The organism is Prosthecobacter sp. (genome assembly GCF_046154365.1).
In the GTDB taxonomy this organism is placed as follows: domain Bacteria; phylum Verrucomicrobiota; class Verrucomicrobiia; order Verrucomicrobiales; family Verrucomicrobiaceae; genus Prosthecobacter.
Genome location: NZ_JBJXFV010000029.1, coordinates 1 through 9802, shown reverse-complemented (window position 1 = coordinate 9802; position 9802 = coordinate 1). Strand labels below are relative to the sequence as shown.

Here is a 9802-nt window from a genome sequence, read left to right as displayed (position 1 = left end):
AGCGCACTTTGCCCGCCCAGGGATGAAGATCGAGCAGTTCATCCGCGAGCTTCACCTCATCCGGTGAGGCGAGCGTGGCATAGCTGCCGAGATTCACGCGGCGCTTCACTGCGGCGTTCACCTCGTCATCGGCATGACCGAGCAATATGGCACCCACACCGCCGGTGAAGTCCGTGTAGCGCCGCCCTTCGAGATCCCAGATGTTCGCGCCTTTTGCGCGGCTGAAATAGGACGGCCAGGTCTGTGGATCGAAGAGATGGGCGCGTTTCGAAAGCAGGCCCGTGCCGCAGGAAATCTTCGTTTTGGCTTCTTCCCAGAGTTTGGGGCCTGAAAGCTCATTTTTCGGCTTTAACAGCCGCAGCGCATTCTCGCGGAAAATGTCCTCCAAATCACCCTGCGTCATGCCGGAGTCCTCGCAGGCTTCGCGGAGACAGAGGAGCGATTCGATGCCCACAGTCGTGTATTGGCCGAAAATCGTCAGTTTATCGCCCGTGATCTCAGGATGAATCCAGGTGAAACCATCACCCTGCGTGATGCAGGAACCGCGCAGCTCGCTGACCATGTAATCGCTGCCCCACAGCACACGCCGCGGCCCCAGAATCTCAATCGCCGCCCGAAACGCGCCGGCTTGAGTCACCGCCGAGGTGTCCACGACCACGTTGTCGAGATCAACGAGGTGGAGCAATCCTTCGCGCGCATGGCGGTAGTTAAACGAGCGCGCCACATGCGCCAGCACCAGCTTGCAGCGCGGATAGCGACGACACAGCCGCCGAATCGCCTCCACATTACGCGGATCCGTGATGCCATCCGCCAACATGATGTGCAGCACCATGATGCCATCGTGATCATGACAAATCTCCCACATCCACTCCGGCGCAAAGCTTTCGATCTCCGCCTCCTTCGTATCCGGCACATCCGCATACAGCCGATACGGCTTGATGCCGACAAACACACCATCGCTCATCAGTCGCCGCACTTCCGCCGGATCATCGGTCGGTGCCACGAGCACCAGCGCGCGCGATTGAGTGCTCACGTCAATTTGCGATCCCACCCAGGCATTTTCGCCCGTACGGTCATTCCCCGCACTCGGATAACCGAAAAACAAGCCCTCCACCTCTCTTCCAGGCATCCACAGCTTCATCGCTGCATCAAAATCACTCAGACCGTAGCCACGATCCGCATCGAGGAACACCGGCCTGTTACCCTCCGCGAAATGACGCGAATGAAACAGGTGCGCATGAATGTCGAAGACCTTCTGCGGCACAAAACCGTCCAAGGCGCGGCTGAGGAGCTTGCGATCAGTGTCGTTGAGTTGAGTGACGAGGCGCAGTGACATAGGAGTTAGTTATTGAGATACACCGCATACACTTTCGCCGCACTGTTGGCTGGGAAGTTCAGGCGCAGGGCAAGCTTCTTGTCGGCTGGCAGCGGCTTGGGCCAGTTGATGGTTTGATGCAGGCCATTTTGAGTCACCGTGGCCTGATAGCCATCGAGCGGGCGATCCAGAGGATCGAGAAGTTGAACCGACAGCGCAGCCTCCGGCGTGATGCCATCGACATTCAGCGCGATCTCCTTCGCCGTGAACGTACCCGTGACAAAGTGCGCATCATTGCCCTCCACCTTACGTGAGAGATGCCCAAAGCCATCGCGCCGCAGTGTCGCCAGACCGATCTCCATGTTCTTGAGCTTGCTGCCCGTGTCCCAGTGAGAATACCAGATCATCGTCTTATCACCTTCATTCACAAAGGCATGCCCTTGCAGGATAGCGACGTCATCCCACTCGCCCTCCTTGCCACGCGGGACCACTTTGAAGCTGGGCACCGGCTCGCGGAAGTGAACGCCATCATTGCTGATCACCAGCCCCAGATCGACACGCACACCTAGGTTCCAGCTCTCGCCCTTCGGTGGTGCGGTCTCGGCGTCCTGCCACATGCCATGCAGGCCGACCATCACGTTACCACGATTCCACAAGCCAGCGCCCATGTGCATCTGCTGGCCTTTGACAGGTGGATTCGCCAGTTGCCCAGGCCGTGCAAAAGCCAGCGCCTTAGCCTTCGACCACGTCACGAAGTCCGGCGATCGATACGCCAGCATGTCGCGACCAATGTCACTGCCATCCGGCCGCCACGACCATGGGCTGATGAGCTGGCCTGTGCTGTAATAGAAATCGCCGAAGCGATACAGGCTGCTGACTTCAAAGCGTTCACCACCCGCGTTCGCCGGACGATCACCGACACACTTCCACTTCAACCCGTCCGCGCTCGTCGCACAGATCATCGCGCCCCAGCGCCGCTCATTCGGCCCGATCTTGCTGCGCCCGCCTTTGACCTCATCAAAGGGCATATGCGCGATGTAGGCGCATTTGTAGCGCTTGGCAGGATCAGGATCGTTCGCTTCATGCAGCACGGAGAGGAAATCATTCACGCGAGTCATCGAATACGGCTCGCCCTCGATCAGGCAGATGTTGTTCTTCGTGCTGCCGTTGAACTCCACGAGTCCCAGTTCCGGCTTCTTCCACGTCACACCGTCCTTGCTCTCCGCATAGCACATCGGCCGCCACCAGCCGGGAGGTTGCCCAGCTTTGTTCTCCGTCTCGATCATGCCGAGATACCACATGCGGAATGTGCCACCCGTCTTGATCACGGTGCCATATAGAATGGCATGTCCGTGGTCCGGCGCGCCGGGCGGCCCGCGCCTCAGCACCGGATTGCCAGGATGCTTCGTCACCGTTTGCAGCGTCAGCTTCAAATTATGCTGCCAGGCGATGTTGTGATCATCGAAAGAGAAAAAAACCTGTTCAGCCGCGTGAAGCGGCAAAACAATGATGAGAGCGGTGAGAATGAATTTCATGGCTGGTAGTCCTTGGGCATGAGTTTGAGCAGCTCTTGCACCTCAGCGCCCGTGGCGTTGTTGCCTTCAGGCATGGGCTTGCCGTTGATGAGGCAGTTGTCCCAAGTCGCGGCACCGGTGATTTTGAATTCAAAGCTCTCGAACGTGCAACGCTTGCCGGCAACGATGGAGTTCAAGGCAATGGTGCCAAGTCGTGGTTCCGTGAGACGGCGGAACAGGACATTGTCCAGCGTGAGGCGGCAGTCACCGGTGGCGCGACCGGTGGTGGTGAAGGGATTCTGCGCCGAAGAGAGCACCAGGGCATTCGTGATCGAGTAGCGGCCCTCATCGAGGAAGTAGAGATCGAAGCCGATATTACGAGCAAGGAAGAGGTTCGTATAGCTCGTCTGCGCCGTGCCCGTGTCGCAGATGCCGGTGCTGTTGCCGATGCTGACGAAGCCATCGACGCGATACTGCGCGGATTCGTGAGCGCTGATGCCGTCGTCGCCGCACTCGATGGCGCGGATGTTCTCGAAGACGACATCGCGGCAGTCGCCATGGATGTTGAAGCCGTCGTTGTAAGGATGTGTGGCCGTGAGGTTCTTGATGACGAGGTGCGCATTGTCCCCGCCGAACTGCACGCCAGCACTGCGGACGGGCATGAAGATGTTGGCGTCAGCCAGCTTCTGACCGGGCGTTAGTTTGATGTAGAAATCGCCGAACGTTTGCAGCGGTTTCGCCTCCGCACGCGGCGGGCCTTTGATGAAGGTCCATTCGTTCGGCTGGAGTTCTTCCGGCTTCTTATAAGGCGCGCTCTTGCCTTTCGAGGTGCGGCCCATAAGCTGCATCTTGCCATCAAAGAGGAAGAACCAGCGGCCGGTGATGGCATCATCGAGTCGCGGCAGGAGTGCCTCGTTTTTGAAAAGACCGGGTGAAACTTCGATCCACTTCACCGGATCAATCGGGTCTGAGCCTTCAAGCGTCGCTCCATGACCATCCAGCGTGATGGGTTTCCCTGCTTCGCCCTTCTTGCCGTAGAAGCCTGCGTAATCTCGATACACTTTCGGTTCGAGATGAATGGTATCGCCGGGCAGCGCGACTTTGATCGCGTGGTGGATCGTAGGCACATCTTTGCCGACGTGAATGTCTCGCGCGGTGAGTAACTGGCTGAGAGCGAAGAGGATGAGGACTGCTTTCATTCGAGAGGGTGGATGGGGCCGAGGATGCGCTCACGATCCATACGCAGTTCCACCGCGACCTTGTCACCGCCGACTTTGCTTCCGCGAATCTTCTTCGGCACGGGCAGAAAAGTCTTCTTCCTTTTCGAGTCCTTCCAGATCGTCGTCTTCCACGTTTTGCCATCCACATTCGCGATGACGGGCGTCATGCCCCAGGAACCAGTGACGGGCGGCGAGATGCTTTTCGGCAGAGCAACGAAGGTCCAGGCCCCCTTGCCTTCAGTGGTGAAGAGTGTGCCGGTGAAGCGGTGGACTTCGTCGAATGGATCGCGCTGGTGTTTCATGGGTTGGGCAGCTTCGATTGCCAATCGAATCTACGTTGGTGGCGTCGCGGCCACGGCGGCGGCATAGGCTTCTTTGAGCTTTGGATCGGTCAGTGTGTGTGTTCCACGATAGACGAGCAGCAGGCCAAGACGGGAGAGCTCCGTCGTGTTCGGCGCGGAGTGATGAATGGTTTCACACTGATGGATGGTAGCATCACCAGGATTGAGAAGGCCGCAGAATTGCTCGGCGAGTGGCACGGCAGATGGCTCGGCCAAGCCGATACTGTTGCCGCGCACGCCGCTGGGCTTGGTGGGAGCCATTCCGCCTTTGTGGGAGCCTTTGACGAAGAACACGGGGCCGTTGGCCTCCGTGACTTCATCAATGGCGATCCAGACGGTGAGCATGTCCGGCGGCGTCTGGCAGAAGTACGCGTTGTCTTGATGATAAGGCACGCCGGAGCCGATGCGCGCGGGTTTGTTGAAGGTCTCGACGCCGACGAGCACAGGCTCGCCATGCACAAACGGAGCGATGAAGGCGAGGATGTCAGCGCGTTCGCCGAGTTGGCGGAAGAACTCGTTGTATTTCTCCAAGCGCCACAGATTGCGCACGGTCGTCTCATCCTTTTCGAAAGTGCGCGCATCGACCGGCTGCGCGGCGAGATCATCGCGGATGTAGCGGTCGAGTTCGGCACGCACGGCAGCGACTTCATCGGCGCTGAGGAAGTGCGGGGTGCGCACGACGCCGTCATGCTCGTAGTTGGCGAGTAGCATGGTGGTATTCTTGATGTTCATGAGGTGAGTTCGGAAAAGAGTGCTGGTTCATCAAACGCCAATGCTGCGAAAGCTTGATCGAGATGCGCAGGCGTTCGCCCACCGACGAGCACGGAGGTGATGCCCGGCTGATGCAGCGCCCAGGCGAGTGCGAGATGCGCCTGGGAGTGTCCAGTGCGTTTGGAGACGGCTTCGAGCCGTGCGAGTCGCTGATAGGCGGCCTCGTGGAAATACACATCTTGATGACCGGGGATGATGTCGAAGCGTGAACCAAGCTGGACACCGGTTTGATGCTTGCTGGTCAAGAATCCGGCCCCAAGCGGGCTGTAGGTGACGATAGCGATTTCATTCGCAGCGCAGTAATCGCGGAACTCCGGGCTGACATCGCTCACGGCCAGGTTGTGGTTGTTTTGCACGACACTGAAGCGTGGTCCGACAGTCTTGAGTTGCTCCAGAGTGAAGTTGCTGGCTCCAAATTGCTTCACCGGAAGCCCTTTGAGTGCAGAGTCCGCCTGTAGCGCGGTTGCATGCCATTGATGCAGATAGAGCAGATCGATTTGCTCCACGCCAAGACGTTTGAGGCTTGGGGTGATGTCGATGCGGTCATACGGAGGCAAAATCTTCGTGGCGATGGTGATGCCTTCGGGTTTTCGCGAGGTCAGCCACTTGCCGAGAATCGTTTCAGATGCGCCGCCGCCATAGGCCGCTGCGGTGTCGAAGTGCCGCACACCACGCTCTAGTGCATAATCAAGCAGCGCGAAGGACGCCGCCTCGTCGATCTCGCGACCGAAGGTGACGCAGCCGAGGCCGATCAGGGGGTGAGGCAAAGGGTTCATGGCACGTCCTGCTTGGGCTGGTCATCGCGAGGTTCCCTTCCGAGCCAGAGGACGTTGCCGTCGGGATCTTCGAACTTCATTTCATAAGCCCACGACCAGTTCATCGGCTCCTGGAGGACTTTCACACCTCGCTCACGATAAAGCTGAAATAGCGCGTCGCTTTCGAGGCCAATCCATACCCAGCAGGGGGCGGTGACCGGGCTGGTCTGCCGGAGCATGATCGCGCAGCCGTCTCTCGAAACTGAGCCGACTGGACCGCTGCGCCAGTCCAGTTTAAAGCCAAGAGTTTTCGTGTAGAACTCAATGCTGCGCTCAAGATCGCCCACCGGCAGGATGGGAATCGTGCATTCGACTTCGCGGTCAGGTGGACTCATGGCAGGGAGATTCCGGCTAGTGAGAAGATCTTCGCGCCGGTGAATCGGGCGCGCTCACCGAGATGGCGCTGGATGCGCAGAACTTCGTTCCACTTCGCCATGCGCTCGCTGCGGCTGAACGAGCCGACTTTGAGCTGGCCGGCATTCGTGGCGACGGCGAGGTGGGCGATGAAGGCGTCTTCCGTTTCGCCGGAGCGGGCGGAGACAACGGGCAGCCAACCCGCGGCCTGCGTGAGGCGGATCGCGGCGAGGGTTTCGGTGACGGTGCCAATCTGGTTGAGCTTGATGAGCACGGCGTTGGCGGTGTTCGCGGCGATGCCGCGCTCGATGCGCGTGATGTTGGTGGTGAAGTGGTCGTCGCCGATGAGCTGGCAGCGATGGCCGATGGCTTGACGCACGATTTTCCAGCCGTCCCAGTCGTCCTCGGCCATGGGGTCCTCAATGGAGACGATGGGATATTTGTTCACCCATTCGATCATGAGCGCGGCGAACTCCTCCGTGGTGAAGCGGCGCTTTTCGAGGCCGAGGGTGTAAAAGCCGCCGTGGTAGAGGTCCGTGGCGGCGATGTCGAGCGAGATGCCGACCTCGCGGCCTGGTGTGTAGCCCGCGTGCTCGATAGCGGCGAGCAAGGCGTCGAAAACGTCTTCGTTGCGATCAAACATGGGCCAGTAGCCGCCTTCGTCAGCGACACCGGCGAGCAGGCCGCGGCGTTTCATGATGTCGGCGGCGGCGTGGAAGACGTTGGCGGTGACTTCGAGCGTCTCGTCATACGATTGGGCCGTGAGGGCCATGATCATGAAGTCCTGGATGTCGATGCGGCCCTGCGCGTGCTTGCCGCCGCCGAAGATCTGGATCTCAGGCAGCGGCAGCAGTGTGCCATCGCCGAGCGCTTTAAAGAGCGGCACGCGTTTCGCATTCGCGGCGGCCTGTGCCACGGCCATGCTGGCGCCGAGGATGGCATTGGCACCGAAGCGTGATTTGCCAGGCGTGCCGTCGAGAGCGATCAAAGCCTCATCGAGGCCGCTTTGATCGAACACATCGCGTCCGATGACTTCGCGGGCGATTTCGCCTTTCACATGCGCGAGGGCTTTGAAGACGGATTTGCCGCGAAAGCGGTTCAGATCGCCATCGCGCAGCTCCAGCGCCTCGTGATGGCCGGTGGAGGCCCCGGAGGGCACGAGGCCGTGTCCGGCGGTGCCGTCCTCCAGCGTCGCGATGACCTCGACGGTGGGATTGCCACGACTGTCGAAGATTTGCAGGGCATCGAGCGAGGTGATGGTCATGAAGCCGATTTTGCGGGCAGTTTATAGACCTTGTGTACGAGGAAGCCGAGTAGCTGCAACTGCGCGGTGATCGCGACGCACCATTTGACGACGAGGGAGCCTGGGATCGGCTGCACGGCATACATCATCATCTGACCGGCGCAGGAGATGAGGGCGAGGCAGAAGGAAAACTTCAGTGTGCAGCTCAGGCAGCGCTTTTCCGCCACGCAGGCGGCGAAGATGAGGCTGAAGGCGGCGGCGATGATGAGCTGGCCGAGCATCATCAGCGGCATCTTGGTCATCATTTCGGCCTCGGGCCGCCAGAGATGCTTGGTCTCGGCATAGGTGGCCGAGAGCCAGACCTGGTGAATGAGGAAGTCCGTCACCGCGATGGTGATGAACGCGACGACGATGGTAATGAGCAGGCTTTTGGTGTTCATGGTGGGTGGCGTTGAGGAAGAAAGGGACATGCGAGTCTGTCAGGCGGCAGGGAAATTGTCCAGCATCATGGTTTGGGCGCATGGTGGATGATGTTCCCGGTGCCGTCGCGTGTTTCACGCACGATGCGTGTGTCGGCGGTGTCACGACGGTCTGGCAGGGCACCGGCGGTTGAGAGCACTTTTTCAAAGGCCTCCACGGCACTGGAAGTGGTCACGGGTGGTGCGGCGAAGGGCTTCGGGGCGAGCACAGACGTTTCAAAGCCGGTCTTGGCCTCGCTGACGGTCATGTGATTGCCTTCGAGGTAGAGTGAGGCATCTCCCACGACATCCACGCCGGTGTGGATGAGCGGCGGCTTCTGTGTGGTCGAGGGACCGGGCTTGAGAAAGTAGGCAATGTAGTTAACGCGCTCAAACTGGCCGTAACCGGCGGTGTGACCCCAGTTGTAGAGCACGTTGTTGCGGAAGTCCGCGCAGACGATGCCAGCAAAGCGCGGGACGCGGCTGACGTGATGCGCCATGAGATTGTGATGCCACGTCACCCGCTCACCGCCGAGGATGGCGGCGTAGCCGTGGTTCTCGCGGTTCAGCCCTTCGCTGATGATGCACCATTGCACGGTGATCTCGTCGCTCAGGCCGGTGATGGAGCACACCTCGTCCGTGCTCCAGCTCAGCGACAGATGATCCGCGATGCAGCGCCGCGCGTCGCTGAAACTCAGCGCATCCTCGTCGTCGGTGTCATCGCCAGGGCGGATGCGGAAATGGCGCAGCACCACGTCATGCGTGGTCACAAGGAAGCCGTTGCCAGTGAAAGTGATGCCGCCCGCAGGTGCGGTGGAGCCTTCCACGGTGATGAATGGCTCGCTCACACGCAGCACGGACTTCAGCACGATCTCGCCCGCCACGCGAAAGGCGATGTGCCGTATTCCACGTGTGATCGCCGCCGCACGGAAGCTGCCGGGTCCGTCGTCATGTAGATTCTCCACCCAGAGCAGCGGCCCATCGCGACCACCTGCTGTGTGACAGCCAAAACCCTCCGCGCCAGCGAAGGCGGGCGGCTTGTCAGTGAGTTGAATCGTCTCCAGCGGCAGCTTTTCCCAAAGCGGCACAGGAATGACCGGGCGCACCCGGCACTGGGTCACGGGCGCGTTTCCCGCATGGCCACGCACGTTGGTCAAAACCACGTCGCAGCGGTTTTTCCCGCCGCGATAGGTCAAAGTCCACGCATAGTCACGGCCTTCATGCCCAGGGCCTACGCATGAATAACTCCGATGAGTTCGAGACGGAAGTTGGGATCGAGAGAGGCGCGGCGGCGTTTGCGGCGCAGGCTTAGTTTACTGGGATGATCGCGCAAGACTTTGATCGCTAGCTCGCGCTGGATCGAAAAGTTATGGGCGGCGGTCTTGTCGCGCACCTGGCTGTGGTCTTCCCCAAAGGCCATGTCGAGCACCCAATGGCAGCGATTTTCCGGCGATGGCGGTTTGCATGCCCATGGCATCAATGGTGACGGTGGCTCCGCTAAGTTCGAGTGCGGCGAGCAAGCGCGGGATGGCTTCAATTTCATTGCTCTTTTCTTCGCAGACGACTTGAGCGGCGCTGAGCGAACGCGCATCGACTCAGGCACGCAGCAGGTGGACGCGATGTCGGCCTAACTCGGCGTTGTAGGTGCCGCGAAGAGTTTTGCCATCAATGGCAATGTGCAGACCGTTGAGTGGGCCACTCCATTGGCTGAGGATGTCGATCATGGCTTGTGGATCGATCTTCATGAAGACATTGCGGAAGACGTCATGCG

The 9802-nt window shown here is 59.9% G+C and carries 11 protein-coding genes and 1 pseudogene; all 12 read right to left on the bottom strand.

The features are described 5' to 3' along the window. The coding region (locus ACKVY0_RS03975) for an aminotransferase class III-fold pyridoxal phosphate-dependent enzyme (RefSeq protein ID WP_409213496.1) at nucleotides 1–1336 on the bottom strand (1336 nt) is incomplete at its 3' end. A 5-nt stretch (nucleotides 1337–1341) separates the two neighbouring features. Beyond that, a complete protein-coding gene (locus ACKVY0_RS03970; protein ID WP_409213495.1) occupies nucleotides 1342–2850 on the bottom strand; it encodes a hypothetical protein in 1509 nt (502 codons plus the stop codon). Next, nucleotides 2847–4028 carry a hypothetical protein gene (locus ACKVY0_RS03965; protein ID WP_409213494.1) on the bottom strand — a complete coding sequence of 394 codons (1182 nt, stop codon included), beginning with the start codon at nucleotides 4026–4028 and terminating at the stop codon, nucleotides 2847–2849. The genes ACKVY0_RS03970 and ACKVY0_RS03965 overlap by 4 nt, the downstream gene beginning before the upstream one ends. Then, nucleotides 4025–4351, bottom strand: a complete 327-nt coding sequence (locus tag ACKVY0_RS03960; RefSeq protein ID WP_409213493.1) for a DUF1905 domain-containing protein — start codon at nucleotides 4349–4351, stop codon at nucleotides 4025–4027. Before ACKVY0_RS03960 ends, ACKVY0_RS03965 begins: the two co-directional genes overlap by 4 nt. 30 nt (nucleotides 4352–4381) lie before the next feature. After that, the gene (locus ACKVY0_RS03955; RefSeq protein ID WP_409213492.1) at nucleotides 4382–5122 is read right to left on the bottom strand and encodes a phytanoyl-CoA dioxygenase family protein; all 741 of its coding nucleotides are present in this window, start codon (nucleotides 5120–5122) and stop codon (nucleotides 4382–4384) included. Then, a complete protein-coding gene (locus ACKVY0_RS03950) occupies nucleotides 5119–5937 on the bottom strand; it encodes an aldo/keto reductase (protein ID WP_409213491.1) in 819 nt (272 codons plus the stop codon). Before ACKVY0_RS03950 ends, ACKVY0_RS03955 begins: the two co-directional genes overlap by 4 nt. After that, on the bottom strand, nucleotides 5934–6311 hold the full coding sequence (locus ACKVY0_RS03945; protein ID WP_409213490.1) for a VOC family protein: 378 nt from the start codon (nucleotides 6309–6311) through the stop codon (nucleotides 5934–5936). The genes ACKVY0_RS03950 and ACKVY0_RS03945 overlap by 4 nt, the downstream gene beginning before the upstream one ends. Then, entirely contained in the window at nucleotides 6308–7594 is a 1287-nt protein-coding gene (gene eno / locus ACKVY0_RS03940) for a phosphopyruvate hydratase (RefSeq protein WP_409213489.1), read from the bottom strand. Before eno ends, ACKVY0_RS03945 begins: the two co-directional genes overlap by 4 nt. Further along, nucleotides 7591–8013, bottom strand: coding sequence for a hypothetical protein (locus tag ACKVY0_RS03935; protein ID WP_409213488.1), 423 nt, complete (start codon nucleotides 8011–8013; stop codon nucleotides 7591–7593). The genes eno and ACKVY0_RS03935 overlap by 4 nt, the downstream gene beginning before the upstream one ends. Before the next feature lie 65 nt (nucleotides 8014–8078). Continuing rightward, complete coding sequence (locus ACKVY0_RS03930; RefSeq protein WP_409213487.1) at nucleotides 8079–9152, bottom strand: polysaccharide lyase family 1 protein; 1074 nt, start codon at nucleotides 9150–9152, stop codon at nucleotides 8079–8081. A gap of 110 nt (nucleotides 9153–9262) precedes the next feature. Beyond that, nucleotides 9263–9508 (bottom strand): hypothetical protein, encoded by a 246-nt coding sequence (locus tag ACKVY0_RS03925; RefSeq protein WP_409213486.1) that lies wholly within the window; start codon nucleotides 9506–9508, stop codon nucleotides 9263–9265. Beyond that, nucleotides 9480–9590 (bottom strand): annotated as a pseudogene (locus ACKVY0_RS03920) (ISAs1 family transposase); the annotation flags it as partial. The gene ACKVY0_RS03925 and the pseudogene ACKVY0_RS03920, both read right to left, overlap by 29 nt. Nucleotides 9591–9802 lie beyond the last annotated feature (212 nt).